General features: G+C 68.1%; 20 protein-coding genes and 1 pseudogene. 16 read left to right on the top strand and 5 right to left on the bottom strand.

What is annotated here, in order from left to right; translation table 11 throughout:
• The first annotated feature begins 50 nt into the window (after positions 1–50).
• Positions 51–548 carry an EndoU domain-containing protein gene (locus OCH7691_RS20740; RefSeq protein WP_085885529.1) on the top strand — a complete coding sequence of 166 codons (498 nt, stop codon included), beginning with the start codon at positions 51–53 and terminating at the stop codon, positions 546–548.
• Positions 545–862: a hypothetical protein gene (locus OCH7691_RS20735; RefSeq protein ID WP_085885528.1), complete on the top strand. Its 318-nt coding sequence runs from the start codon at positions 545–547 to the stop codon at positions 860–862. The genes OCH7691_RS20740 and OCH7691_RS20735 overlap by 4 nt, the downstream gene beginning before the upstream one ends.
• Here OCH7691_RS20735 and OCH7691_RS20730 read toward each other — a convergent pair.
• The 3 genes and pseudogenes from OCH7691_RS20730 to metH form a co-directional block, all read right to left on the bottom strand.
• Complete coding sequence (locus OCH7691_RS20730; RefSeq protein ID WP_085885527.1) at positions 859–4,023, bottom strand: efflux RND transporter permease subunit; 3,165 nt, start codon at positions 4,021–4,023, stop codon at positions 859–861. The genes OCH7691_RS20735 and OCH7691_RS20730 overlap by 4 nt on opposite strands.
• Before the next feature lie 5 nt (positions 4,024–4,028).
• Positions 4,029–5,219, bottom strand: coding sequence for an efflux RND transporter periplasmic adaptor subunit (locus OCH7691_RS20725; protein WP_085885526.1), 1,191 nt, complete (start codon positions 5,217–5,219; stop codon positions 4,029–4,031).
• A 104-nt stretch (positions 5,220–5,323) separates the two neighbouring features.
• A pseudogene (metH, locus tag OCH7691_RS20720) lies at positions 5,324–9,048 on the bottom strand (methionine synthase).
• Positions 9,049–9,148: 100 nt separating this feature from the next.
• Between metH and OCH7691_RS20710 the strand changes: the two are divergent.
• The 5 genes from OCH7691_RS20710 to OCH7691_RS20690 all read left to right on the top strand — a co-directional run bounded on the left by OCH7691_RS20710 (position 9,149) and on the right by OCH7691_RS20690 (position 14,384).
• A complete protein-coding gene (locus OCH7691_RS20710; RefSeq protein WP_085885523.1) occupies positions 9,149–9,790 on the top strand; it encodes a chloramphenicol acetyltransferase in 642 nt (213 codons plus the stop codon).
• Positions 9,791–9,828: 38 nt separating this feature from the next.
• Positions 9,829–10,344 (top strand): SixA phosphatase family protein, encoded by a 516-nt coding sequence (locus OCH7691_RS20705; RefSeq protein ID WP_085885522.1) that lies wholly within the window; start codon positions 9,829–9,831, stop codon positions 10,342–10,344.
• Positions 10,345–10,483: 139 nt separating this feature from the next.
• Positions 10,484–11,656, top strand: a complete 1,173-nt coding sequence (locus tag OCH7691_RS20700; protein WP_085885521.1) for an aromatic ring-hydroxylating oxygenase subunit alpha — start codon at positions 10,484–10,486, stop codon at positions 11,654–11,656.
• Between the two features lie 149 nt (positions 11,657–11,805).
• A complete protein-coding gene (locus OCH7691_RS20695) occupies positions 11,806–13,404 on the top strand; it encodes an amidohydrolase (protein ID WP_217808181.1) in 1,599 nt (532 codons plus the stop codon).
• Entirely contained in the window at positions 13,401–14,384 is a 984-nt protein-coding gene (locus tag OCH7691_RS20690) for a CobW family GTP-binding protein (RefSeq protein WP_085885519.1), read from the top strand. Before OCH7691_RS20695 ends, OCH7691_RS20690 begins: the two co-directional genes overlap by 4 nt.
• Positions 14,385–14,723: 339 nt before the next feature.
• On the opposite strand, the gene OCH7691_RS20685 is transcribed toward OCH7691_RS20690, so the two are convergent.
• Positions 14,724–15,197 carry a PaaI family thioesterase gene (locus tag OCH7691_RS20685; RefSeq protein WP_085885518.1) on the bottom strand — a complete coding sequence of 158 codons (474 nt, stop codon included), beginning with the start codon at positions 15,195–15,197 and terminating at the stop codon, positions 14,724–14,726.
• A gap of 137 nt (positions 15,198–15,334) precedes the next feature.
• On the opposite strand from OCH7691_RS20685, the gene OCH7691_RS20680 reads away from it, so the two are divergent.
• Positions 15,335–16,156, top strand: a complete 822-nt coding sequence (locus OCH7691_RS20680; protein ID WP_085885517.1) for an enoyl-CoA hydratase — start codon at positions 15,335–15,337, stop codon at positions 16,154–16,156.
• Between the two features lie 95 nt (positions 16,157–16,251).
• Here OCH7691_RS20680 and OCH7691_RS20675 read toward each other — a convergent pair whose 3' ends face one another.
• Complete coding sequence (locus tag OCH7691_RS20675; protein WP_176245190.1) at positions 16,252–16,842, bottom strand: PEP-CTERM sorting domain-containing protein; 591 nt, start codon at positions 16,840–16,842, stop codon at positions 16,252–16,254.
• Positions 16,843–17,488: 646 nt separating this feature from the next.
• Here OCH7691_RS20675 and OCH7691_RS20670 point away from each other — a divergent pair.
• The 8 genes from OCH7691_RS20670 to OCH7691_RS20635 all read left to right on the top strand — a co-directional run bounded on the left by OCH7691_RS20670 (position 17,489) and on the right by OCH7691_RS20635 (position 25,837).
• Positions 17,489–18,496, top strand: coding sequence for a thiamine pyrophosphate-dependent dehydrogenase E1 component subunit alpha (locus OCH7691_RS20670; protein WP_217808180.1), 1,008 nt, complete (start codon positions 17,489–17,491; stop codon positions 18,494–18,496).
• Positions 18,496–19,470, top strand: a complete 975-nt coding sequence (locus OCH7691_RS20665; RefSeq protein WP_085885514.1) for an alpha-ketoacid dehydrogenase subunit beta — start codon at positions 18,496–18,498, stop codon at positions 19,468–19,470. The genes OCH7691_RS20670 and OCH7691_RS20665 overlap by 1 nt, the downstream gene beginning before the upstream one ends.
• Positions 19,471–19,505: 35 nt before the next feature.
• Complete coding sequence (locus OCH7691_RS20660; RefSeq protein WP_085885513.1) at positions 19,506–20,528, top strand: DctP family TRAP transporter solute-binding subunit; 1,023 nt, start codon at positions 19,506–19,508, stop codon at positions 20,526–20,528.
• Positions 20,529–20,589: 61 nt separating this feature from the next.
• On the top strand, positions 20,590–21,111 hold the full coding sequence (locus OCH7691_RS23065; protein ID WP_217808179.1) for a TRAP transporter small permease: 522 nt from the start codon (positions 20,590–20,592) through the stop codon (positions 21,109–21,111).
• Positions 21,111–22,406: a TRAP transporter large permease gene (locus tag OCH7691_RS20650; protein ID WP_085885588.1), complete on the top strand. Its 1,296-nt coding sequence runs from the start codon at positions 21,111–21,113 to the stop codon at positions 22,404–22,406. The genes OCH7691_RS23065 and OCH7691_RS20650 overlap by 1 nt, the downstream gene beginning before the upstream one ends.
• 42 nt (positions 22,407–22,448) lie before the next feature.
• The gene (locus tag OCH7691_RS20645; RefSeq protein WP_139839831.1) at positions 22,449–24,164 is read left to right on the top strand and encodes a thiamine pyrophosphate-binding protein; all 1,716 of its coding nucleotides are present in this window, start codon (positions 22,449–22,451) and stop codon (positions 24,162–24,164) included.
• Positions 24,157–25,014 carry a hypothetical protein gene (locus OCH7691_RS20640; protein ID WP_217808177.1) on the top strand — a complete coding sequence of 286 codons (858 nt, stop codon included), beginning with the start codon at positions 24,157–24,159 and terminating at the stop codon, positions 25,012–25,014. The genes OCH7691_RS20645 and OCH7691_RS20640 overlap by 8 nt, the downstream gene beginning before the upstream one ends.
• Before the next feature lie 10 nt (positions 25,015–25,024).
• The gene (locus OCH7691_RS20635) at positions 25,025–25,837 is read left to right on the top strand and encodes an IclR family transcriptional regulator (protein WP_085885510.1); all 813 of its coding nucleotides are present in this window, start codon (positions 25,025–25,027) and stop codon (positions 25,835–25,837) included.
• Positions 25,838–25,877: the final 40 nt, after the last annotated feature.

Raw genomic sequence — 25,877 nt, 5'->3', positions numbered from 1 at the left:
CGCCACCGGCAACCCTATCTTCGAACGCCGCATTCTGACAGCATCGTCGCATGACGCGATTGCTGGCATGTGCGGCGTTTCTCGTTTTCCTGCTGCTCGCCTGGGCCGCGCGGGATCACCCGACGCTGGCAGGCGCGCGCTGGGACGCGGGCGATCCGCCGGTCGCCGTCGGCCATATCTTCGAGGGCGAGATCAACCGGGCCGGCCGACCGGGCGGCTTCCATCATCGGCCGGATGGCCGCGACCTTGCCAATGCCCGGCTCGCCCGGCGACTTGCCGGTCCGAACGACGCCGGAATCTACACCGGACGGGTCGAGATCCGGCGCGACGATAGCGCGCCGTGGCAGGAGAAGTTCTCCAGTTTCTTTCCCGACCGCCTCGCCCGCGACGAGGTGCTGGCGCTGATCCGGCGTGCCTTTCGCGCGGCCGGCACGCGTGACGGCAGGAAATGGCGCGGCCCGTCCGGCCATGGCTTCGAGATCGAGGGCTGGATCGACCGCCAGGGCCGGATCGTCACCGCCTACCCGCTCTACCGGGCCGGGCCATGACCGCCGTTCTCGAGATCGTGCGCGATCCCGTCGACGGCCATCTGAGGGCCCGAGCGCCGGCGCTCTTCCGCGCCCTCGCCGACTGGCTCGAAAGCGACGTGCAGGAGGATCCGGCGCACGCCCGGCTGCTCCTCGAGCAGGTCCGGGGCGAGGCCGACGGGGAGCATGTCGGCAACGCCTACGTGCTCGTCCTGAACGGGACCGAGGCGCGGATCGAAGCGTTGCACGACCCTGACGAGCGGCTCGCCCTGCCGCGCCGCGACCTTGCTGGGGCGCTGCAGGGCTGGCTCGCCGCCCTCGACCGCCGCGCCTAGTCCGGGGTCGCCGCTTCCGCCGGGGCCGACGACGTCCGGCGGCGGGCGAACAGTCCGCGCACCACGACATAGAAGATCGGCGTGAAGATCAGCCCGAACAGGGTCACCCCGAGCATCCCGAAGAACACCGCCGTGCCGAGCACCTGACGCATCTCGGCCCCCGCCCCGGTCGCGATCGCCAGCGGAACGACGCCGAGGATGAAGGCGATCGAGGTCATCAGGATCGGCCGCAGCCGGGTCCGCGCGGCAGAGACCGCGGCCTCGAAGCGGTCGGCCCCGAGGGCCTCGGCCTGCCGGGCGAACTCGACGATCAGGATCGCGTTCTTGGCGGCAAGACCGACGAGAACGACGAAGCCGACCTGGGCCAGGATGTCGATGCTCATCCCGCGCGCCAGCAGCCCGCTGACAGCAGCGAGCAGGCACATCGGCACGATCAGGATGACCGCGAGCGGCAGCAGCCAGCTTTCGTACTGGGCGGCGAGCAGGAGGAAGACGAAGAGCGCGGCAGCGGCGAATACCAGCAGGCCGGAGTTGCCGGCAAGCTTCTCCTGCAGCGCGAGTTCCGTCCATTCGTAGCCGAACCCTTCCGGCAACAGGTTGTCGGCGAGTTCCTCCATCGCGGCGATCGCGGCGCTGCTCGAATAGCCGGGCGCCGTCGTGCCCTGGAGCTCCGCCGCGGGCGCCAGGTTGTAGCGCGGCACCCGGTAGGGTCCGGTGCGATCCTCGAAGCTCACGACCGCGCCGAGCGGAACCATTTCGCCCAGCGTGTTGCGGGTCTTGAGGTTGGCGACGGAGGACAGGTCCTGGCGAAATGCCCCGTCCGCCTGCAGGGTCACCCGGAAGGTGCGGTTCAGATAGTTGAACTCGTTGACGAAGGCCGAGCCGAGATAGACCTCGAGCGCCTCGAAGATCCGTTCCGGCGGCACGTTCAGCATCTCCGCCTTCACCCGGTCGATATCGGCATAGACCTTCGGCGTGCGCGTGTTGAACAGCGAATAGGGATTACGGATTTCCGGCCGCGCGGCGGCGGCGCGCAGCAATTCCTGGGTCGCCGCCTCGAGCGCCTGCGGACCGCGCCCGCGCAGATCCTGCACCATCATCTTGAAGCCGCCGCCGGTGCCGATGCCGCGCACCGGCGGTGGCGGGATGGTGATGATGAAGGCCTCCTTGATGGCGCCGAGGCGCTGGTAGTGCATGCCGATGATGTCTTCCAGCGTGACGCCCAGCGCCTGGCGCTCCTCGAAGCTCTTCAGCGACGAGAAGATGGCGCCGGAATTGGAGGCGTTGGTGAAGGTCGCGCCGTCGAGACCGGCGAACGGCACCACGTTGGCGACGCCCGGTATCTGCAGGATCTCCTTCGCCGCCCGGCGGACGATGGCGTCGGTGCGGGCGATCGAGGCGCCCGGCGGCGCCTGCACCACGGTGATCAGGTAGCCCTGGTCCTGCTGCGGGATGAACCCGGTCGGCGCCCGGTCGAATTGCCAGGCGGTGAGCCCGATCAGCCCGCCATAGACGACAAGCGCGAAGGCCGCCTTGCGGATCAGCCGTCCCGTCAGCCACGCATAGCCGTTCGACAGGCGACCGAACAGGTTGTTGAAGCCCCGGAAGAAGGCATGCGCGGGCCGGGCATAGAACGGCACCGGGCGTTCGCCCTGGTGCTCCTTGAACAGGAGCGCGCAGAGCGCCGGGCTCAGGGTCAGCGAGACGAAGGCGGAGAGCACCGTGGCGGTCGCGATGGTCACCGCGAACTGGCGGAAGAACTGCCCGGAAATTCCCGGAATGAGCGCCGCCGGCACGAACACGGCCGACAGCACCAGCGCGATCGCGATCAGCGCCCCGCCGACCTCGTCCATGCTCTCGTGCGCCGCGTCGCGCGGCTTCATCCCCTCGCGCAGCTTCCGCTCGACATTCTCGACCACGACGATCGCGTCGTCGACGACGATGCCGATCGCGAGCACGAGGCCGAACAGCGAGAGATTGTTGAGCGAGAACCCGAGCAGGTAGAGCACCGTGAAGGTGCCGATCAGCGAGATCGGGATCGCCACGATCGGGATGATCGAGGCGCGCCATGACTGCAGGAACAAGATGACGACGAAGACGACCAGCGCGATCGCCTCTAGCATCGTCGTCATGACCGCGTCGATGGACTGGCTGATGAACTCGGTCGGATTGTAGATGATGCTGTACTTGACGCCATCGGGGAAGCTCTCAGACAGCGTCGCCATCGTCTCCTTGATGCGGTCGGCGGTCTCGAGCGCGTTCGAGCCGGGCCGCTGGAAGACCAGCAGCGGCAGCGCCCCGCTCTCGTTCAGATAGGCGTTCGTGGTGTAGTCGAGCGCACCGAGCTCGACCCGCGCGATATCGCCGAGCCGGGTCAGGCGGCCCTCGTCGTCGCGGCGGACGACGATCCGTTCGAACTGCTTCGGGTCGTCGAGCCGGCCCAGCGTTTCCACGTTGATCTGGAAGGCGCCCTGCGACGGCACGGGCGGCTGGTTGAGGACGCCGGCGGCGACCTGGACATTCTGGGCGCGCAGCGCCGCGACGACCTCGCCCGCGGTCAGTCCGCGCGCCTGGGCCTTGTCCGGGTCGAGCCAGATCCGCATCGAATAGTCACGGGCGGAGAAGATCCGCACGCTGCCGACACCGTCGAGGCGGGCAAGCACGTCGCGGACCCGGAGCGTCGCGAAGTTCGAGAGATAGAGCTGGTCACGGCTGCCGTCGGGTGAACTCAGGTGGATCACCATGAGCATGTCCGGCGAACTCTTGTTCACCGTCACGCCGATGCGGCGGACTTCCTCGGGCAGGCGCGGTTCGGCGATCGCCACCCGATTCTGGACCAGCACCTGCGCCGTGTCGAGATCGGTGCCGAGCTTGAAGGCGATCTGCACGACGAGCTGCCCGTCGCCGGTCGCCTGGCTGCTCATGTAGAGCATGTTCTCGACGCCGTTGATCTCCTGTTCGAGCGGCGTGGCGACGGTGTCGCTGACGACCTCCGACGAGGCACCGGGATAGCTTGCGCGGACCTCGATGGTCGGCGGCGCGATCTCCGGGTATTGCGCGACCGGCAGGACGAAATAGGCGACCGCGCCGACGATGACGATCAGAAACGACAGCACCGTCGCAAAGACCGGCCTGTCGATGAAGAAGTGGGAAATGCGCATGTCCGTCAGCCCGGCCGCTTCTCGCCGATGCCCTCGATGACGCCTTCCTCGGGCGTCACCGTGGCCCCGGCGCGTATCCGCATCAGCCCGGCGATGACGATCCTGTCATCCGGCTCCAGGCCGGCGCGGACGATGCGGAGACCGTCGTAGGTCGGGCCGAGGCGCACGATGCGGGCCTGCACGACGTTGTTCTCGCCCAGCACCATGACGATCTTCTGGGACTGGTCCGACAGCACGGCGCTTTCCGGGATCAGCAGCGCCGTATAGGGCTCGGAGCCCGGGATCCGGATGCGGCCGAACTGGCCCGGGGTGAGGAACCCGTCCGGGTTCGGGAAGACGGCCCGGACACGGATCGTGCCCGAGGTCCGGTCGACCCGGTTGTCGATGTAGTCGAGCGTGCCGACGCGCGGCCAGTCGGGCTCGTCGGCGAGCCGCGCATAGACCTCGACCGCGTCGCGCTGGGACTTGAGAAGGCCCTTCGCCACCGCGCGCTGATAGGCCAGGAAATCCGTCTCGCTCATGTCGAAGACGAAATGGATCGGATCAATCGAGACGATCGTGGTGAGCAGCGTCGGCGTGCCGGCGGCACCGCCGGTCACCAGGTTGCCGACGCTGACCTCGTGCCGACTGATCCGCCCGTCGATCGGCGACAGGATGCGGGCGAACTCGACGTCGAGCGCGACCGAGCGGATCTCCGCGCGGGCGATCTCGGCCGCGCCGGAGGCGACCCGCAGTTCTGCCATCCGCTCGTCATAGGCGCTGCGCGAGACGAAGTCGTTCTTGCGAAGCTGCTCGGCGCGCTTGAGCTGCTGGTTGGCGAGTTCGACCTGCGCCTCGGCCTGGGCGAGCCGGGCCTTGGCGGACGCCAGCTCGGCCTCGAACGGCCGCGGGTCGATCTGGAACAGCAGGTCGCCCTTCCTGACGATCTGGCCGTCCTGGAAATTGATCGATTGCAGGTAACCGCTGACCCGGGAACGGATCTCGACGGATTCGACGGCGGCGAACTGGCCGGTGAAGTCGTCGTACTCGACGAGTTCGCGGGCCAGTGGCGTCGCGACCGTGACCGCCGGCGCCTGTTGCTGCGCGCCGGCTGGTTGAATGCCGATCAGCATGGCGAACAGCGCCACGCCGAGCGGCGTGACACGGGAGTTCCGTTCGCGCCGGCCGGACGCCGGCGTCGTGATGAGAGTCTGCATTGTGTTTCAGATCCGCTGTTCTCGCCCCTGGAAGAGGGACTTAATTCGCGGATGCTGCAATGCAATCAAAGGATTCGTGAACGCGGCCCGAAGTGTGAACCTGTTCACGCGGCGGCGGCCTTCGGTTCGTACCCGAGGATCGGCGACAGCCAGCGCTCGGCCTCGTCGAGGCCGATCCCCTTGCGGGCCGCATAATCCTCGGCCTGGTCGCGGCCGATCCGTCCGATGCCGAAATAGCGGCAATCCGGATGGGCGAAGTAGAAGCCGCTGACCGCCGCGGTCGGCGTCATCGCGAAACTCTCGGTCAGCACAATCCCGGTCCTCGCCGTCGCGTCGAGGGCGCGGAACAGGGCCGCCTTCTCGGTATGATCCGGGCAGGCCGGATAGCCGGGCGCCGGGCGAATGCCGCGATATTCCTCGCGTATCAGGGCCTCGTTGTCGAGCGTCTCGTCCGGCGCGTAGGCCCAGAATTCCCGCCGCACCCGCTCGTGCATCCGCTCCGCGAGCGCCTCCGCCAGGCGGTCGGCCAGGGCCTTCAGCAGGATCGCGTCGTAGTCGTCGTTCCGCTTCTGGAAATCGGCGACGATCTCGTCGATGCCCTCGCCGGCGGTCACCGCGAAGCCGCCGATCCAGTCGCCCACACCGCTGTCCCTCGGCGCCACGAAGTCGGCCAGCGAATGGTTGTAGCGCCCGGCGCCGCGCGGCATCTGCTGGCGCAGCATGTGGAAGCGTTCCATGGCGATCCCGCGCGCGTCTGGGTCTGCATAGATCTCGATATCGTCGCCGACCGCGTTCGCCGGCCAGAACGAGATCGTCGCGCGCGCCTTCAGCCAGCGTTCGTCGACGATCCGCTTCAGCATCGCCTCGGCATCGGCGAACAGTCCCCGTGCCGCCTCGCCGACCACCGGATCGTCGAGGATCCTGGGGAAGTTTCCGGCCAGTTCCCAGCTCTTGAAGAACGGCGTCCAGTCGATCCGCTCGACCAGTTCGGCGAGCGGATAATCGGTGAAGTCGCGGGCGCCCTGGAAGGTCGGCACCGGCGGCACATAGGTCGACCAGTCGGGCCGGAAGGCACTCTCGCGCGCCTTTTCCAGCGGCACTAGGTCGCGCCCGCCGCTGCCCGCCCGGGCCTCGCGAATGCGCGCGTAGTCCGCCGCGATGCCGCTGGTGAAGGCCGGCTTGAACGCCGGGTTCAGAAGCTGGCCGCAGACCCCGACCGCGCGCGAGGCGTCGAGGACATGGACGACCGGCTGGCTGTAGGCGGGCTCGATCCGCACCGCGGTATGAACCTTGGAGGTGGTCGCCCCGCCGATCAGCAGCGGCACGGAGAAATCCAGCCGCTCCATCTCGCGGGCGACATTGACCATCTCGTCGAGCGACGGCGTGATCAGCCCCGACAGGCCGATCAGGTCGGCGCCCTCGGCCTTGGCGGTCTCCAGGATCGTCGCCGCCGGCACCATGACGCCGAGATCGATGACCTCGTAGTCGTTGCACTGCAGGACCACGCCGACGATGTTCTTGCCGATGTCGTGGACGTCGCCCTTGACGGTGGCGAGCACGATCTTGCCGGCGCGCTTGCGGGCCTCGCCCGCGTCGGGACCGCGCTCGGCCTCGATATAGGGAATCAGGTGGGCGACCGCCTTCTTCATGACGCGGGCGCTCTTGACGACCTGCGGCAGGAACATCTTCCCCTCGCCGAACAGGTCGCCGACGACGTTCATGCCGTCCATCAGCGGTCCCTCGATGACCTCGATCGGACGATCGGCGGCAAGCCGCGCCTCCTCGGTATCCTCGACGACGAAGGTATCGATGCCCTTGACGAGGGCGTGCTTGAGACGCGCCCGCACATCGGCGTCGCGCCAGCCGAGATCGTTGGCGTCGCGCACGCCGCCGCCGGTCCCGCGATAGCGCTCGGCCATCGTCAGCAGACGCTCGGTCGCGTCGGCCCGGCGGTTCAGGATCACATCCTCGACGCAATCCCGGAGATCGGCCGGGATCTCCTCGTAGATCGCAAGCTGCCCGGCATTCACGATGCCCATGTCGAGGCCGGCCCGGATCGCGTGATAGAGGAAGACCGAATGCATCGCCTCGCGGACCGGATTGTTGCCGCGGAACGAGAAGGAGATGTTCGAGACGCCGCCGGAGACCCGGGCGTGCGGGAGTTCCGCCTTGATCCGCCGGGTCGCCTCGATGAAGGCAACGGCGTAATCGTTATGCTCCTCGATGCCGGTCGCGACGGCGAAAATGTTGGGATCGAAGATGATGTCCTCGGCCGGGAAGCCGACTTTGTCGACCAGCAGCCGGTAGGCGCGCGTGCAGATGGCGACCTTGCGCTCGGCGGTCTCCGCCTGCCCGTCCTCGTCGAAGGCCATGACGACGACGCCGGCGCCGTAGCGGCGGACGGCGCGGGCCTGCGCCAGGAACGGCGCCTCGCCTTCCTTCAGGCTGATCGAATTGACGATCGACTTGCCCTGGACGCATTTCAGGCCGGCCTCGATGATCGCCCATTTCGACGAGTCGATCATCACCGGGACGCGGCTGATTTCCGGTTCCGAGGCGATCAGGTTCAGGAAGCGGACCATTGCCGACTGGGAATCGAGCAGCCCCTCGTCCATGTTGACGTCGATGATCTGGGCGCCGTTCTGGACCTGCTGGCGGGCGACGTCGAGGGCCGCCTCGTAGTCGCCGTCGAGGATCAGCTTCTTGAACCTGGCGGAGCCGGTGACGTTGGTCCGCTCTCCGATATTGACGAATGTCGGGGTCATGACGCGAACCGGAAGCCTTCGAGGCCGCTGAGCCGCATGGCCGGTGGAATCTCGGGTATCGGGCGCGGCGGCAGGCCGGCGACCGCGGTCGCGATCTCGCGGATATGCTCTGGCGTCGTGCCGCAGCAGCCGCCGACGATGTTGACCAGGCCGGATTCCGCCCATTCGCGGATATGGCTCGCAGTCTCGCAGGGGGTTTCGTCGTAGCTGCCCATCTCGTTCGGCAGGCCGGCATTCGGGTAGGCGATCACGAGCGTGTCCGCGTAGCGGCCGAGTTCGGCGATATGGGCGCGCAACTGGTCGGCGCCGAGCGCGCAGTTGAGCCCGGCGGCAAGCGGCTCGGCATGGCGGATCGAATACCAGAAGGCCTCGACCGTCTGGCCCGAAAGCGTCCGCCCCGAGCGGTCGGTGATGGTGCCGGAGATGACGACCGGGATCTCGACGCCGCGTTCATCGGCCAGTTCGGAACAGGCGAAGATCGCCGCCTTGGCATTCAGGGTGTCGAAGACCGTCTCGATCAGCAGGAAATCGACGCCGCCGTCGACCAGCGCCTCGGCGGCCTGGCGGTAGGCGGCGACCAGATCGTCGAAGGTGACGTTGCGGAAACCCGGATCGGCGACGTCCGGCGACAGCGAGGCGGTCCGGTTGGTCGGGCCGAGCGCGCCGGCGACGAAACGCGGCCGGCTCGGCCTGAGCTTGTTCGCCTCGTCGACCACCAGGCGGGCGATTTCCGCCCCGGCCCGGTTGATCTCGGCGACCAGGTTCTCGGTGCCGTAATCGGCCTGGGCGATGGCCGTCGCATTGAAGGTGTTGGTCTCGATGATATCGGCGCCGGCCTGCAGGAAACCGCGATGAATGTCGGCGACGATGTCCGGCCGGGTCAGGTTCAGGATGTCGTTGTTGCCCTGGAGCGGCCGGTCATGGCCGGCCAGCCGGCGCCCGCAATAGCCCGCTTCGTCGAGCTTCCAGGTTTGCAGGCTGGTTCCCATGGCGCCGTCGAGGACCAGGATTCGTTCAGCCGCCTCGGCCCGCAGGATATCGCTTGCTTGCGTCCCGGTTCCCATTCTGCATCTTCCCGTTGTTCGCTGTCGACGCGTTTTATGATGGCGGCATAATCACATAAAGATATCTTTATGTCAACAAGTCGAGACGAGGACCGGCCCCATGAAACGCATCGATCCGGCGACCTGGCCGCGGCGGTCGCACTACGAGTTCTTCCGCAATCTCGCCCATCCCCATGTCGGCCTGACGGCGGAGATCGACGTCAGCGCGCTGATCGGCCTGTTGAAGCCGGCGGGGATATCGCCCTTCGCGGCCAGCCTCTACGCGATCACCCTGGCCGCCAACCGGGTGCCGGAATTCCGTGTCCGCTTCCGCGGCGAGGAGATCGTCGAGCATGAGGTCGTCCATCCCTCGGTCACCGTGCCGATCGAGGGCGAGCGTTTCGTCTTCTGCGAACTCGAACATGCCGACGACTGGCCGACCTTCGAGGGCCGCTGCCGCGACGCGCTGGAACGCGGCCGCCGGCAGGAAGCGCTGACCGACAACGTCGGCGCCCGGGACGACTGGATCTTTCTCACCTGCCTGCCCTGGCTCCGCTTCACGGCGATGACGCATCCCACGAAGGGCACGGACGACTGCATTCCCCGCCTCGCCTGGGGCCGTTTCGTCGAGGAACACGGACGCTGGACCATGCCGGTCTGCGTGCAGGCCCACCATGCGCTGATCGACGGCCTGCATCTCGGCCGCTTCTACGAGGAACTTCAGGAAATCGTGAGCGCGCTTCCTTCCCGCATCGGCGCGTGAGACCATCGCCCGACCGTTTGCCATAGCGAGAGGACGCGATGCGCCGGCTCCTGTTGCTTCGCCACGCCAAGTCGAGCTGGTCATCGACCGCGTCGGACGATTTCGCCCGCCCGCTGGCCTCTCGCGGCCGCGAGGCGGCCCCGCGCATAGGATGCTACCTGCGCGAACAGGGCCTGGTCCCGGACCATGTGTTGTGCTCGACCGCGACACGGGCGCGGGAAACCTGGGCGCTGGTCGAGGCGGAACTCGGCCGGACGCCCGAGGCGACCTATCACGACGACCTCTATCTGGCCGAGCCGGCCGCCATGCTGGCGCTCCTGCGCAAGGTCCCGGACGCCGCCTCGACCGTCATGATCATCGGCCACAATCCGGGCATGCAGGTCCTGGCGCTTCAACTCGCCGGCAAGGATGGCGGCGAGCGGGCAGCCGAGATCGCCCGGAAGTTCCCGACCGCCGGCCTCGCCGTCTTCCGGTGCGCCGCGACCCGCTGGGCGACCGCCGGGAAGGCCGATTTCGCGCTGGTCGAATTCGCCCGCCCGCGCGAGCTTTCCTGACGTTTTCGCCGCCTCACCGGCGTACCGGCCGGCGCCGCGTCGGATTCTCAATCGGCGAGGTCGCTGGCTGAGCAGCATCGCCCCCTGCCCGGCCGCAGTCTCGATCCTGACAGGGTCCAGCGACGGGCGAGGCAGGCGGATGACGGTCTGGCAGGACGAAGCGACGACGGCAGCCTTCGCCAGGGCGCTGGCCCCGATCGAACAGGCGCGCGGCCTCCCGAACGCCTGCTATACCGAGCCCGGGGTCTTCGCGGCCGAACGCCGCTCGCTGTTCGAGACGGGCTGGGTTGCGGCGGGCTTCGGCGCCGACATCTCGCGCCCCGGCGACATCCGCCCGGTCGAGCTCTGGGGCCTGCCGATGCTGCTGGTGCGCGGCCGCGACGGCGAGATCCGCGTCTTTCACAATGTCTGCAGCCATCGCGGCATGCGGCTGGTCGATGCGCCCGGCCACGCGAACGGCCTGATCCGCTGCCGCTACCACGCCTGGTCCTACGGGCTCGACGGCAGGCTCCGGGCGACCCCCCATGTCGGCGGGCCGGGCCGGAACGAGCTGGCGGGTTTCGACCGCGATTGCCACGGCCTGACCGAGATCCGTTCGGCCTGCTGGATGGACGTCGTCTTCGTCAATCCGGACGGGCTGGCGGCCGGGTTCGAGACCCGGATCGAGCCGCTGGCGGAGCGCTGGCGCGACTTCGCCGGGCGGACCCTCTATCCGGGCGCGGCCGATTCCCGTTTCGAGCTTGCCGTCGCCTGCAACTGGAAGCTCGCGGTCGAGAATTACTGCGAGAGCTATCACCTGCCCTGGGTGCATCCGGGGCTGAACAGCTATTCCCGGCTCGAGGATCACTACCCGATCCGCAACCGGGACGGCGACGGCTTCTCGGGCCAGGGCTCGACCGCCTATCGCCCGACCCTCGCCGGGGACGGCCGGGCCTTCGCCGGACTGGCCGATATCGGCCGGCAATGGCGCGAGGGCGCCGAATACGTGGCGTTCTATCCGAACCTGCTGCTCGGCGTGCATCGCGATCACTATTTCGCGGTGCTCCTGGAGCCGAAGCAGCCCGACCGCACCATCGAGCGGGTCGCGATCGGCTATTTCGACGAATCCGCGCTCGGCAACGATTTCGCGGCGCTCCGCCAGGCCAACGCGATGCTCTGGCGCCAGGTCTTCCGCGAGGACGTCTTCGCCGTCGAGGCCCTGCAGCAGGGTCGCCATTCCCCGGCTTTCGAGGGCGGCGTGTTCTCAGCGGCGATGGACGGGCCGACCTACGACTTTCACCGCTGGGTCGCCGGCCGGATGCTTGCGCCCTGAAAGGAACCAGTGTCCGGCAAAAGAACGGACCAGAGGCGCCTTGACCATTGCCCGACCGGCTCGCGAACGGTCACCATGACAGTGGGTTCGCATCGGGGGCATCAACCATGAGTAAGACGACCATATTCCGCGCGCGCCGGATCATAACGATGAATCCGCGGCGCCCCTTCGCCGATCATGTCGCGGTCCGCGACGGCCGCATCCTCGGCGCCGGCTCGCTGGAGGAACTTGCCGGCTGGGGCGAGTGGGAGCTGGACGAGCGCCTCGCCGACAAGGTCGTGATGCCCGGCATGATCGAGGGCCATGCCCACGCGATGGAGGGCAGCGTCTGGCAGGACGTCTATGTCGGCCCCTACGATCGTCGCGCGCCGGACGGCAGCATCCACGGCGGCTGCGACAGCATCGAGGCGGCGGTTGCCCGGCTCCGCGCGGCGGCCGAGGCGCCGGACGCGCCCGAGACCATCATGGCTTGGGGCTTCGATCCGATCTATTTCGACGGCCCGCGCATGACGCGGCACGATCTCGACCGGGTCTCGACGACGAAGCCGGTGATCGTCGTCCATGCGAGCTTCCACATCGTCAATGTGAACAGCCTGGTGCTGGAGCGCGCCGGGATCACCGGCGCCACCAATGTGCAGGGCATCGTCAGGGACGGCAACGGCGAAGCGAACGGGGAATTGCAGGGCATGCCCGCGCGCTTCCTGGTGATGGATGCCATCGGCCGCGATCATTTCGCCGAGATGACGCGGGAAACGGCGCTCTGGAACTTCGCCCGCTCGGCCCGGAACGCGGGCGTCACGACGTCCACCGACCTCGCCAACCAGTGCCCCGACCACGCCGTCGAGAACCTGCTGAAGGTGACCGGCGAGGACGATTACCCGTTGCGCATCGTGCCGGCCTTCCTCGGCTCGGCCGTGCCCGCCGAGCAGGGCGTCGCGCGGGTCCGGGAACTGGTCGCGAAGAGCACCGACAAGCTCCGCTTCGGGCTCGTGAAGCTGATCTCCGACGGCTCGATCCAGGGCTTCACCGCCCGCCTCAAGTGGCCGGGATACTACAACGGCCAGCCGAACGGCCTCTGGTACATGGACCCGGACGAGATCCCGAAGATCATCGCCACCTATCACGCGGCCGGCCTGCAGGTGCATATCCATACCAACGGCGACCAGGCGACAGAGACGGTCATCGACGCCATCGAGATGGCGCTCCGCGCCCGGCCCGACGCCGATGCCCGCTTCACGCTGCAACATTGCCAGATGGCGCACGAGGCGCATTTCCGGCGCATGGCCAGGCTCGGCATCTCGGCCAACCTGTTCGCCAACCACATCTATTACTGGGGCGACCAGCATTACGCCCTGACGATGGGGCCGGAACGGGCCGAGCGGATGAACGCGACCGGCACCGCGCTCCGGCTCGGAGTGCCCTTCGCGATCCATTCCGACGCGCCGATCACGCCGCTGGCCCCGCTCTTCACCGCCTGGTGCGCCGTCAACCGCCAGACCATGTCGGGCCGCGTGCTGGGCGCGAGCGAATGCCTCTCGGTCGCGGACGCGCTCCGCGCCGTGACACTCGGCGCCGCGCACACGCTCAAGCTGGATACGGAGCTGGGCTCCATCGAGACCGGCAAGCGGGCCGACTTCGCGATCTTCGACGACGATCCCTTCGACCTCGGCGGCGCCGGGCTCAAGGATGTCCGGGTCTGGGGCACCGCGCTCGGCGGCAGGCTGTTCCCCTGCGACGGAGCCGCATGAGCGCCGAACGCGGAGAACGCCCGGCGACAGGGGCGGCGCCGCGCCTGCCGATCCCGCTGACCGTGATCGGCGGTTTTCTCGGGGCCGGCAAGACGACCCTGCTCAACCATCTCCTCGGCAATGCCGGCGGTGTGCGCTTCGCCGTCCTGGTCAACGATTTCGGCGCGCTCGCCATCGACGAGGCGCTCGTCACCCGTCATGACGGCGACACCATCGCCTTCGCCAACGGCTGCCTCTGCTGCACCATGGGCGACGACTACCTGGCGACCCTGCTCGACCTGACCGACCGCGACGAGCCGCCGGACCATATCCTGGTCGAGGCGAGCGGCGTCGCCGATCCGCGCGAGATCGCCGGCCCCGCGGCCCTGTTGCCCGGCCTCACGGGCGATGCCATCACGATCGTCGTCGATGCGGAGACGATCCGCGCCCGGGCCGCCGACGAGCGGTTGACCGAGACAGTCGCCGGCCAGCTGGCGGCAGCCGACCTGCTGGTGCTCAACAAATGCGATCTTGTCGGGCCGGAAGCGCTTCCATCGCTCCGCGAATGGCTGGCCGGGCGCGCACCGGGCGTGCCGGTAGTCGAGACCCGGGAGGCCCGCCTGCCGCCGGAGCTGCTGTTCGCCACGCCATTGCCGCAGGACACCGGGCCGGCCCCGGCGCACAGCCATGACGCACATCGTCATGGCGCGGATTTTCGCGCCGAGAGCTTCGCGTTCCGGGGTCCGGTCGAGGCAGGCACCCTCGAGGCCGCGCTCGCCGCCCTGCCGGCCGCCGTGCTGCGCGCGAAGGGCTTTGCGCGGCTGGCCGGCGAAGCGGCCCGGACCATCGCCATCCAGCGGGCCGGCAGCCGTTTGCGGCTCGAACGGCGAACGGGCGAACCGGCGGCGCGGCTCGTCCTGATCGGCACGACGGCGATGCCGGCGCGCGCCGAAATCGTCGCCCTGTTCGCCACCCACGGCGTCGACCTGGGTGGCTGCTGAACTCAGCGCACAGGTCTTTTCCGGGCGAATGACCGCGAGATCACTCTCGCATCACGTTCGATTCACGCCATTTATGGGAAGGTGCTCCTGATCGGTGGTTCACCGGGACGCCACAGGCCTCCCTACGATCCGTGCCTGGAACGTTCCGGCTCTGCCGGCGTCAGTCGGACTCCCCCGCCAACGGCGATCGCACCTCGCCCGAGGCAAGCCGGCGTCTCCAGTGCCGGAACGGCTGGCGCCCTCCCTGCCGATCGTCGCCCACCTTGGCCGGCCGTGGCCCCCCGCCGTGGCCGGCCATTTTTTTCGGGCGACGCGGCCCGGAATAGCCGGAAACGCTGCTCACTCGATCGGCAGGCCATGGCCGGGGACCGGCCTAGAACTCCGCTTGAAGATACCGTTCGTGCGAACCACCGGTTCCCCGTCGGCGGTGATCACCCCCTGCGTGAAGATCAGGTTCCGGGTCACCCGCATGACCTCGGTCCGACCCTCGACCCACGAGCCGAGCGGCGCCGGCGCCAGGTAGTCGGTGGTCAGGCTGACGGTCGGCAGGAACTGGATTTCCAGCTTCGCCTGGTGGCGGGCGCCGAGGGGGAGTTGCAGGTCGGCGAGGAACATCAGCATGGCGCCGTGGCAGCTGTTCGCCGGGTTGGTGTGGCGGTCGAGCACGCGGAAGCCAAGCGCCAGGTGCTCGCCGTCGTCGCGGATATAGAGCGGGCCGTTGTGACGGTTGTAGCCGCCGGCGAGGTCTAGCGGCCGGAAGCCCGGCGGAATCATCGCGGCATCGTCGTTCGGTCCGGGGCGCTGCTCGTTCATCGCGTGGTCCTTCGGATCGGGGAGAGCCTGCGGGCAAGGCGACTGGTCATGGACAAGCCGGCGCCGACAGGACTAGGTTTTTGACCAAACGGATGTTCGAAATCAAGTGCGGGATGTCGAGGGAGCGAGGAGACACCATGAGCCACGAGGATATCCTGGTCGAGACAGGCGACCGCATCGCCACGATAACGCTCAACCGGCCGGACAAGCTGAATGCCTGGACCCCGGCGATGGAACGCGAGGTGCGCGAGGCGATGGAGGCCGCCGACTGCGACGACGCGGTCCGGGTCATCGTTCTGACCGGGGCGGGTCGGGGTTTCTGCGCCGGGGCCGACATGGCGGTGCTGAACACGATCCGGACCGAGGCCGGCGACAGGGCGCCGCGGCCGCTCGGCACCCGCCCCTTCGACGTCTCGGTGCCGCCCGACTACCAGACCCGCTATTCCTATTTCCCGGCCGTTTCGAAGCCGGTGATCGGCGCGATCAACGGCCCGGCGGCCGGGCTCGGCATGGTCATGGCGCTCTATTGCGATATCCGTATCGCCGGCGCCGACGCGGTCTTCTCGACCGCCTTCTCCAAGCGCGGGCTGATCGCCGAGCACGGGATCTCCTGGATGCTGCCGCGCCTGATCGGTCTCGCGGCGGCGCTCGACCTGCTGCTCTCGTCGCGCAAGGTCGGGGCCGAGGAGGCGCTCCGTCTCGGGCTCGTCAACCGGGTCGTGCCCCAGGCCGAGCTGATGACCGAAGTCCGCGCCTACGCCGCCGATCTGGCCCAAAACGTCTCGCCGCGTTCGATGGCGGTCATGAAACGGCAGGTCTACGCGGCCCAGTTCGAGACGCTCGCCGAGGCGGTCGCCGTCGGCAACCGGGAAATGGCGGAGAGCTTCCGGAGCGAGGACTTCCGCGAGGGCGTCGCCCATTTCGTCGAGAAGCGCCAGGCGAACTTCACCGGACGCTGAGCGGCGTTCCACCGATCGCGCAAAAAGATGGCGGCGGCTCAGGGGAGCCGCCGCCACGCTTTTTTCGCGTTACGCCACGCGTCGTAAAAGGTCGGTCAGGCGACCTTGCGACGGCGGGACGCGAGACCCAGGCCCAGCAGGCCGAGGCCGAACAGGCCGAGCGTCGCCGGTTCCGGCACCGCGGTCGCGTCGAAGCTCCCGACACGCCAGGAATCGCTGTTGCTGTCGGCCTTCACGACGAAGCGGTCGACGAGGACGCCGAGGCCCGAGGTGAAGGGATTCTGGGTCGAGCCGTTGCCGACCTTCGTGACCGCACCGGCCAGGGAAATCCAGACGTCCCAGTTGCCGCTAAGGTTGTCGTCGCTGAACGAGATGCTGTTCAGGGTGACGGCGGAGGCAAAGTCGAAGACCAGCCACTCGATGGTGTTCCGCCCGTCAACGTCCGGGTCATCATTGCTATTCAGCTTGATGCCGAGACCGAACGCGTCCTGATTGATCACGTTGCTGTTGAGCGCATTGTTGCCCGGATAGGAATTGCCGCCGCTGCGCGCGGAAATCGTGCCGGAAATACCCGCCTTGGAGAACGACGTCGTGGTCGCATCGCCGCCCGTGGCGAGATTGATGACCGTCGCCTGCGCAGCCCCCGCGAACATGACGCAGGCCGCGATCGCGCCGGCTAAGAACATGCCCTTCTTCATGGCATTACCCCTTTTCACTTCTTCTATGGCCTTGGCATCGGATCTGGTCCGAATCAAGAGGTTGTGCAGGGCCATATCGCAAGTTTAATGCCATATCAGTAATGTTTGATTCCGTTGAGTTTTTCGACCTATCCCGACACCGGCCCGGGAGGAATGAAAAGAATTTTTACAGAATCGGGGTCGATTTTCGCCTTAATGGTTTGCTCCAAACCATACCCGTTTCAACGATTTCGGGTTTCCGGAGCGGCTTGGAGCAGACCTTTCTCGCGCGGTAATTGGATGCTCCCGAGGCGCTCCGGAAACGTCGGAACCAGCGGTTGCAGAATGCCGATAACCAGGCGGTGAATCGAGGATTGACCGGCGTTTTGTTCCATAATAGCCTCTTCGAAATTCCGCTGTACGGAACGAATTGTTGTCAACTCGTTCGGCCATCGGATGCACAGAAGAAACTGTCCACACGAAGAAAGTGCAGCGTGCTTTCGGAGGGGGAAACTGGTATCGGCACGAGCGATCGTCAGGGTTCGCCTGCCCGACGCGCGCCCGCCACGACACACGTGTGCGCCTCGTGCCCGGACCATCGGCAAATGCCGGCTCCCCGCTTCCACGTTCGGAACCTAGATAGGGAAGAGTCGGAGTGCCAGGACGTAGCTCATCGATCGCCTCCAATCTGAATGTCGATCGCCACCTCGCCCAGTTCCGCGAGATGTGCCGGATCCGCGAGTTCGAGAAGGCCGCGATCGCGGCGGCCGAGGAAAAGCTCGTGCTTGGCGCGATTCACCCCTCGATCGGCCAGGAGGCCGTCGCGGTCGGCGTGTGCAGCAACCTGCGCCGCGACGACATCATCCTGTCGACCCACCGTGGCCATGGCCACACCATGGCCAAGGGTGCCGACGCGCTGGCCATGATGCGCGAGCTGTTCGGACGCGCCGGCGGCACCAGCCAGGGCAAGGGCGGCTCGATGCATATCGCCGATTTCGAAGTCGGCATGCTCGGGGCCAACGGGGTCGTCGCGGCGAACATCAACATCGCCGCCGGCGCCGCGCACGCGATCAAGCTCAAGCGCGAGGACCGGGTCGTCGTCTGTTTCTTCGGCGATGGCGCGATCAATCGCGGCCCGTTTCTCGAGGGCCTCAACTGGGCCGGTGTCTTCAAGCTGCCGATCCTGTTCGTCTGCGAGGACAACGGCTTCGCCTCGACGACGCGGACCCAGTCGATGACCAGCGGCGACGGCCCGGCGGCGCGTGCCGAGGCCATCGGCATAAAGGCCGAGACCGTCGATGGCAACGACCTGCTTGCGGTCGACGAGGCGGCGCGCGAACTGATCGAGGTGGCGCGCCGCGGCACGCCGCGTTTCCTGCTCGCTCGCACCTACCGGCTGACCGGGCACACCAGCGCCGACACCGCGCCCTATCGCCCGCAGGCGGAGGTCGAGGAACGCTGGCGGAACGACCCGATCGCGAATACCCGCAAGGTGCTGGCCGGCGCAGGGGTGGCGGACGCCGATCTCGCAGCCGTCGCGGCGGCGGCGGAACGGGAAATGAAGCAGGCCAGCGAAACCGCGAGGAATACCGACTGGCCGGCACGGGAACTTGCCTTCACCGATGTCCAGGATATCGGCGACCCGCGTGAGAGGGCCTACTGATGCGACGCCTGAGTTATCTCGAAGCCTCCCGCGTCGCCGTCGCCGAGGAGATGGAGCGCGATCCGCTGGTCTGGGCGGTCGGCGAGGATCTCGGCCGGGGCGGCGTCTTCGGCCAGTACAAGGGACTGGCCGAGCAGTTCGGGCCCGATCGTATCTCCGACGCGCCGATTTCCGAATCCTGCATCGTCGGCGCCGCCGTCGGTGCGGCGATGATGGGCACCCGTCCGATCGTCGAGATGCGCTTCTCGGACTTCGCGCTCTGCGCCGTCGACGAACTGGTCAACCAGGCGGCCAAGGCCCGCTACATGTTCGGCGGGCAGACCCGGGTGCCGATCGTCGTCCGCGAACCGATCGGCATGTGGCGCTCGTCGGCCGCCCAGCATTCGCAGTCGCTGGAAGCCTGGTACGCGCATATCCCGGGGCTCGTGGTCGCCGTGCCGTCGACGCCGGCGGACAACCGGGCGCTGCTCAAGGCGGCGATCCGCTGCGACGATCCGGTGGTCTTCATGGAGCACAAGGGGCTCTGGCCGCTCGAGGGCGAGGTGCCCGAGGGCGACGACGTCGCGCCGTTCGGCAAGGCGCGCCTGGTGCGCGAAGGCGGCGACCTGACGATCGTCTCCTGGTCGGCCGCGGTGCATACCGCCGAACAGGCGGCGGGCGAACTGGCCGGCCTCGGGATCGAGACCGACCTGCTCGACCTGCGGACGCTGTGGCCGTGGGATCGCGACGCGGTACTGGCGAGCGTCGAGAAGACCGGCCGTCTGCTGGTCGTCCATGAAGCGGTCGCCGTCGCCGGTTTCGGCGCCGAGATCGCGGCGACCGTGGCCGAGTCCTGCCACGCCGCGCTGAAGGCCCCGGTCCGCCGGCTCGGCGCGCCCCGGGTGCCGATCAGCTATGCCCCGCCGCTCGAGAACGAGGTCCGGGTGACGGCCGAGGCGGTTGTCGCCGCGGCCCGCGATATGACCGGTCAGTGATTGTGTCGAAAAGAATCAACAAGGGAGAAGGAACCATGTCCAAGCGTTTATTGAGTCTGGCCCTGCTTGCAGGCCTGGCGGCGATGACCGGCATGCCGGCCGGCGCCGCCGACTACAAGGAAGAGTACAAGATTTCCACCGTCGTCCCGGCGCCGTTCCCGTGGGGCATCGCGGCCGAGAAATGGGCCGCGCTGGTCGGCGAGCGGACCGATGGGCGGATCAAGATGAAGGTCTATCCGGGCACCCAGCTGGTCTCCGGCGACCAGACCAAGGAATTCACGGCGATGCGCCGCGGCATCATCGACATGTCGGTCGGCTCGACCATCAACTGGTCGCCCCAGGTCAAGGAACTGAACCTCTTCTCCCTGCCCTTCCTGATGCCGGACTACGCGGCGATCGACGCCCTGACGCAGGGTCCGGTCGGCGAGAAACTGTTCGCCATCCTGCGCGAGAAGGGCGTCGAGCCGCTTGCCTGGGCCGAGAACGGCTTCCGTGAGGTCTCGAACTCGAAGCATCCGATCCGCACGCCGGCCGACCTGAAGGGCCTCAAGATGCGCGTGGTCGGCTCGCCGCTGTTCAACGACACCTTCACCGCGCTTGGCGCCAACCCGACCCAGATGAGCTGGGCCGACGCCAAGCCGGCGCTGACCACCGGGGCCGTCGACGGCCAGGAGAACCCGCTCAGCGTCTTCGCCATCGCCAAGATCCATGAAGTCGGCCAATCGAACCTCACGCTCTGGGGCTACGTGGCCGATCCGCTGATCTTCGCGGTCAACCAGGACGTCTGGAACAACTTCACGCCGGAAGACCAAGCCATCGTCCGCCAGGCGGCGGTCGATGCCGGCGCGGAAGGCGTCGAGATCGCCCGCAAGGGCCTGACCGGCGGCGACGATTCCGCGGTGACCTCGCTCGAGGCGCTCGGCGTCAAGGTCGTCCGGCTGAGCGACGCGGAACGGCAGGCCTTCGTCGACGCCACCCGTGGCGTCTATGCCGAGTGGAAGGAAAAGATCGGCGCCGATCTCGTCACCATGGCGGAAGAATCGATCGCCAAGCGCTGAACGGCATCCTGACGGGGGGTGGGCGCCGGGCGCCCACCCCTTCCAGAACACGGTGAACAACGTGTCAGATTCCCGCACTGAACCGCCTGCCGCGGAATCGATTCGCGGCGAAGCGCCCCATGCCCGCGTCCCGATCTCGATCGAGCGATCGCTGGGCGCGCTCGCCATGGGCCTGATCTGCCTGATCAGCTTCGCCAACGTGGTGGTCCGCTACGCGACCGACGTGTCGTTCGCCTTCACGGAAGAATTCTCGGTCTTCCTGATGGTCATCATGACCTTCGTCGGCGCCTCGCTGGCATTCGCCACCAACGAGAATATCCGCATCGTCTTCCTGCTGGACCGGCTGCCGCCGCGCGCGCGGCTGACCTGCGAGGTCCTCGCGGCGCTGGCCTCCTTCTTCATGTTCGCGCTGATCGTCTGGTATGGCGGCGAACTGACGTGGGACGAGTATCGCTTCGAGCAGACCTCGCCCGGCCTCGGCTATCCGACCTGGATCTACACGATCTGGCTGCCCATCCTCGGCTTCGTCATCCTGCTCAGGATCCTCGGCCGGCTGATCGCCACAATCCGGGGGCGGGCGTGATTACCGCCAATTTCCTGCTGCTGGGCGTCTTCATCGTCCTGCTCGCCCTCGGCACGCCGATTGCCGTGGCGCTCGGACTTGCCGGCGCCGCGGCGGTGGCCGTCGGCCTCGACCTGAACACCGTCGCCATGGTCGGCAGCAACACCTATGCCTCGGTCGCCAAGTATCCGCTGATCGCCATCCCGCTCTTCGTGCTGACCGGCATGGTGTTCGAGCGTTCCGGCGTGGCCGCCCGGCTGGTCACCTTCGCCCAGTCGATCGTCGGCCCCCGGCGCGGCGGGCTCGCCGTCGTCGCGACCATGGTCTGCCTGATCATGGGCGGGATGTCCGGCTCCGGCCCGGCGGACGCCGCCGCGGTCGCCACGATCATGATTCCGACCATGCTGAAGGCCGGTTATCCCCGCGAATTCTCCGCCAGCGTGATCGCCGCCTCGGCCTCGACCGCGATCCTGATCCCGCCCTCGATCGCGCTCATCGTCTACTCGATCCTGGTTCCGGGCGTCGACCTCAGGGCGCTGTTCGCCGCCGGCCTGTTTCCCGGCCTGCTGGCCGGGCTCGCGGTCATCCTGCCGACGATCTTCCTCAGCCGCCGCCATGATTTCGGCGCCGCCGAAGGCTCCGAGCGGCCGCCCTTCTGGCCCAGCCTGCGCGGCGCGGTGCCCGGCCTGATGGCGCCGGTCATCATCCTGGGCGGCCTGCGCTCCGGCCTGTTCACGCCGACCGAGGCGGCCGCCGTCGCGGTCGCCTACGGCTTCTTCGTCGGTGTCTTCATCTATCGCAGCATGCGCTGGTCCGACGCCTGGCGGGTCCTGGCCGACAGCGCCGAGACCTCGGCCGTCATCCTGGTGATCATCTCGCTCGCCGGGCTGTTCGCCTGGGCCGGATCGACGCTCGGCGCCTTCGACCACGCGGCTCGCGAGATTCTCGCCTTCAGCGGCAACGGCACCGTCGTGCTGGGGCTCATCATGGTGCTGCTGCTGGTCTGCGGGATGATCCTCGACGGGGTATCGATCTACCTGATCACCCTGCCGCTGCTGGTCCCGATCGCGACCGCCTTCGGCTGGAACCTCACCTGGTTCGGCGTCGTGATGGCGATGAACATCGCGATCGGACAGTTCACCCCGCCGGTCGCCGTCAACCTGATCGTCACCGCGAAGATCGCGCGCGTGACGATGGAGGCGACGGTGCCGTGGATTCTCTGGCTGGTTCTGTGCATGGGCATCGCGATGCTGCTCGTGATCATGTTCCCGCAAATCGCCCTGTGGCTGCCGCATGTGCTCGGCTTCCGGATCTGACATGGCTCCAATTCCAGGAGATAGTGAGTGAGTTTGAATGAAATGACGGGCGGCGAGGCGATCGCCCGGATCCTCAAGGGCTGCGAGGTCGGCCCGATGTTCGGCATGGGCGGGTTCCAGCTGCTGCCCTTCTACGACGCCGCCCGGCGGCTCGGCCTCGATCACAACCTGATCAACGACGAACGCTGCGCGGTCTTCATCGCCGACGCCTATGCCAAGGTTTCCGGCCGGGTCGCGGTCTGCGACGCGACGCTTGGCCCGGGCGCGACCAACCTGGTGACCGGGCTGGTCGAGGCGCTCAATGCCGGCTCGCCGCTGGTCGTCTTCGTCGGTGATACCCATCGCGCGCATTCCTGGAAGAACATGACCCAGGAGACCCGGCAGACGGAAATCCTCGCGCCGGCCTGCAAGGAACTGATCCGCATCGAGATGATCGAGCGGATTCCGGAACTGGTGCGGCGCGCCTTCCGGGTCGCCACCTCCGGCCGTCCCGGCCCGGTCGTGGTCGCGGTGCCCGAGGATATCTGCCACGGCACCCATCCGTTCGAGGAAAGCGACTTCGCGGTCGAACCGGGTCTCGCGGATACCCCGGCGTTGCGCTGCCGCCCGGCGCGCGACGACCTGGCGCGGGCCGCCCGGCTGCTCGGCGGCGCACGGCGCCCGATCATGCTGTGCGGCGGCGGTATCCATATCAGCGACGCGACCGCGGCGGCGGAGGCATTCGCCCACGCGATCAACCTGCCGGTCGCCCATACCATGACCGGCAAGGGCGCGATCGCCTGCACCGATCCGCTGAACGCCGGCCTGTTCGGACGCTACGACCGGATCGCCAACAAGCTGATCGATGAATCCGACTGCATCCTCGTGGTCGGCTGCAAGCTCGGCGAGATCGCGACCAAGCGCTACACGGTGCCGGCCGCCGACAAGACGGTGATCCATCTCGACAATGTGGCGGAAGAGTTCGACCGAACCTTCACACCGAACCTCCGCCTCTGGGGTGACGCCCGCGAGGGCCTGCAGGACCTGCAGGTCGCGCTCGAGGCCGAGAGCGGCGCCATCCGCGCGCGCCAGCAGGGCTATGCCGACGAAGTCGCCGGCCGCATGGCGGCCTGGCGGAAATCGGTCGAGGGACGCCTCACCTCGGACGAGCGGCCGGTCAACATGGCGCGCCTGCTCGCCGAGATCAGCCGGGCCATGCCGGCCGACGGCATCCTCGTCGCCGACGGCGGCTTCGCGGCGCACTGGAGCGGCCTGCTATACGACACCAAGCGGGCCGGCCGGGGCTTCGTTCCGGACCGGGGTTTCGCCTCGATCGGCTACGGCCTGCCGGGCGCGATGGGGGCCGCGCTCGCCGCGCCGGGGCGGCCGGTGGTCTCGCTGACCGGCGACGGCGGCTTCAACATGACCATGGGCGAACTGGAGACGGCGCGGCGGCTGAAGCTGCCGCTCACCCTGATCATCGTCAACAACGCCGCCTCCGGTTACGTCAAGGCGCTGCAGCACCTGATGTATGGCGAGGGCAACTACCAGTCGAGCGACCTGCAGGAAATCAACTACGCCAGGGTCGCCGAGGCGCTCGGCTGCACCGGGATCCGGGTCGAGGACCCGGCCGACATCGCCGCGGCGCTGAAGCAGGGCATGAGCGGCCGCGAGGGCCCGACGGTCATCGACGTGGTCGTCACCCGCGATCCGGCGCACATGCTGCCCGGCGTCGACAACAGGACCGTGCAGGTCCGGAAGGGAGACCGCGTTGCCTGACGCCGGCCGAACCGCGGAGCACGAGCCGGCCCTGGCCGGATCCGGAGACATCGTTTTTGCCGACACGATCACCGTGCTGCCGGACGACGCCCCCGGAGCCGTCGTCATCTGCGGTTCGCATAGCGGTCGCTATCCCGGCTACCTCGCGGCCCGTTCAGGCGTTCGCGCGGTCATACTGTGCGACGCCGGGATCGGCCGGGACGAGGCCGGAATCGGCGCCCTGCCCTATCTGGACGGGCTCGGGATCGCTGCCGCCGCGGTTGCCTCGACGAGCTGCCGGATCGGCGATACCGCCGACATGGTCGCGCGCGGACGGATCAGCGCCGCCAACGCGGTCGCCCAGCGCCACGGCGTCGAGATCAACATGCCGACCATGGCGGCGGCGGAACTGCTCCGCGCGGCGCCATTGCGCTCGGTCATGCCGCCGGCGCTCGGCGAAGCCCGCTCGCTGGCCCGCGATGGCGGCGGCCGGCGCATCTGGCTGGTCGATTCGGCGGCCCTGGTCGAACCGGGAGACGCCGGCCATATCGTCGTAACCGGATCGCACGGCGGCCTGGTCGGCGGCCGGCCGGAAAAGGCGCTGAAGGTCGACGCCTATGCCGCGGTCTTCAACGATGCCGGCGTCGGCGTCGATCAGGCCGGGATCGCGCGGCTCGAGGTGCTCGACCGGCGCGGCATCGCCGCCTTCACCGTATCGGCGGCGAGCGCCCGCATCGGCGAGGCGCGCTCCAGTTTCGAGGATGGCGAGATCTCGGTGGTCAACAGGATCGCGGAACGGCTCGGCGCGCGGCCCCTGACGCCGGCGCGCGACATATTGCTGGCCTGGGCCGACACGCCGGACCGGCCGTGACCGGCAGCGAATGAAGGGTCGATCGGTGGAAGGCGACAGCACGGTGAAATCGGTCACGCGCGCGGCGGCGATCATCAAGCTGCTGGCCGGCGAGGCGATGGACGGCTGGCGGTTGTCGGACGTGGCGCGCGCGACCGGGTTCGGCAAGACCACCACCCATCGGCTGCTGACCGCGCTCGCCGAGGCCGGCTTCGCCTACCAGTCGCCGGATACACGGCGCTATCACATCGGCTACGAGATCGTCCGGCTCGGCTACCTGGCGACCCGCTACGACATCGTCGACGTGGCCCGTCCGTCGCTTCTGCATCTCGCCCGCGAGACCGGCGATACCGTCTTCATCTCGGTTCGCGAAGGCCTCGACGCGCTCTGCCTCGACCGCCAGATCGGCGATTATCCGATCAAGACCTTGACCCTCGATACCGGCGACCGACGGCCGCTTGGCGTCGGCGCCGGCAGCCTCGCCCTGCTCTCCTTCCTGCCGCAGGACGAGATCGCCGAAGCCATTGCCGGCGTGGCGCCGCGCCTTGCGGACTACAAGCGCTTCGGCCCGGACGAGCTCCGCGCCCTCGTCGACGAGACGCGAAACCGGGGCTACAGCTTCAACGACGGCCGGATCGTGACCGCGATGTGCGCGGTCGGGATCCCGGTCTTCGATCCGCGCGACCGGGTCGTCGCCTCGATCAGCATCGCCGCCATCCGCGAGCGCATGGAGCCCGACCGGGTCCGCTGGATGGTCTCGCTCCTCAAGGCCGAGGCGGAAAAGCTGCAGGCGCGGCTGAGCGACATGACGACCCGCACCCGGCCCGAAAAAGCGACCGTCTAGCACCCCCCGGCACGCGCGGCATTGACCGGCGCACGGCGAC

The organism is Oceanibacterium hippocampi (genome assembly GCF_900172325.1).
Lineage (GTDB): Bacteria > Pseudomonadota > Alphaproteobacteria > Sneathiellales > Sneathiellaceae > Oceanibacterium > Oceanibacterium hippocampi.
This window is presented reverse-complemented; position numbering and strand designations above follow the sequence as displayed.

Bases quoted from the DNA above. Each gene is read 5' to 3' on its own strand.
- OCH7691_RS20635 (WP_085885510.1), top strand. From the start codon at position 25,025: ATGAAGGGTCGATCGGTGGAAGGCGACAGCACGGTGAAATCGGTCACG.
- OCH7691_RS20700 (WP_085885521.1), top strand. From the start codon at position 10,484: ATGACGGTCTGGCAGGACGAAGCGACGACGGCAGCCTTCGCCAGGGCG.
- OCH7691_RS20685 (WP_085885518.1), bottom strand. From the start codon at position 15,197: ATGAACGAGCAGCGCCCCGGACCGAACGACGATGCCGCGATGATTCCG.
- OCH7691_RS20680 (WP_085885517.1), top strand. From the start codon at position 15,335: ATGAGCCACGAGGATATCCTGGTCGAGACAGGCGACCGCATCGCCACG.
- OCH7691_RS20710 (WP_085885523.1), top strand. From the start codon at position 9,149: ATGAAACGCATCGATCCGGCGACCTGGCCGCGGCGGTCGCACTACGAG.
- OCH7691_RS20690 (WP_085885519.1), top strand. From the start codon at position 13,401: ATGAGCGCCGAACGCGGAGAACGCCCGGCGACAGGGGCGGCGCCGCGC.
- OCH7691_RS20660 (WP_085885513.1), top strand. From the start codon at position 19,506: ATGTCCAAGCGTTTATTGAGTCTGGCCCTGCTTGCAGGCCTGGCGGCG.
- OCH7691_RS20645 (WP_139839831.1), top strand. From the start codon at position 22,449: ATGACGGGCGGCGAGGCGATCGCCCGGATCCTCAAGGGCTGCGAGGTC.
- OCH7691_RS20735 (WP_085885528.1), top strand. From the start codon at position 545: ATGACCGCCGTTCTCGAGATCGTGCGCGATCCCGTCGACGGCCATCTG.
- OCH7691_RS20730 (WP_085885527.1), bottom strand. From the start codon at position 4,023: ATGCGCATTTCCCACTTCTTCATCGACAGGCCGGTCTTTGCGACGGTG.
- OCH7691_RS20665 (WP_085885514.1), top strand. From the start codon at position 18,496: ATGCGACGCCTGAGTTATCTCGAAGCCTCCCGCGTCGCCGTCGCCGAG.
- OCH7691_RS20740 (WP_085885529.1), top strand. From the start codon at position 51: ATGACGCGATTGCTGGCATGTGCGGCGTTTCTCGTTTTCCTGCTGCTC.
- OCH7691_RS20705 (WP_085885522.1), top strand. From the start codon at position 9,829: ATGCGCCGGCTCCTGTTGCTTCGCCACGCCAAGTCGAGCTGGTCATCG.
- OCH7691_RS20725 (WP_085885526.1), bottom strand. From the start codon at position 5,219: ATGCAGACTCTCATCACGACGCCGGCGTCCGGCCGGCGCGAACGGAAC.
- OCH7691_RS20675 (WP_176245190.1), bottom strand. From the start codon at position 16,842: ATGTTCTTAGCCGGCGCGATCGCGGCCTGCGTCATGTTCGCGGGGGCT.
- OCH7691_RS20695 (WP_217808181.1), top strand. From the start codon at position 11,806: ATGAATCCGCGGCGCCCCTTCGCCGATCATGTCGCGGTCCGCGACGGC.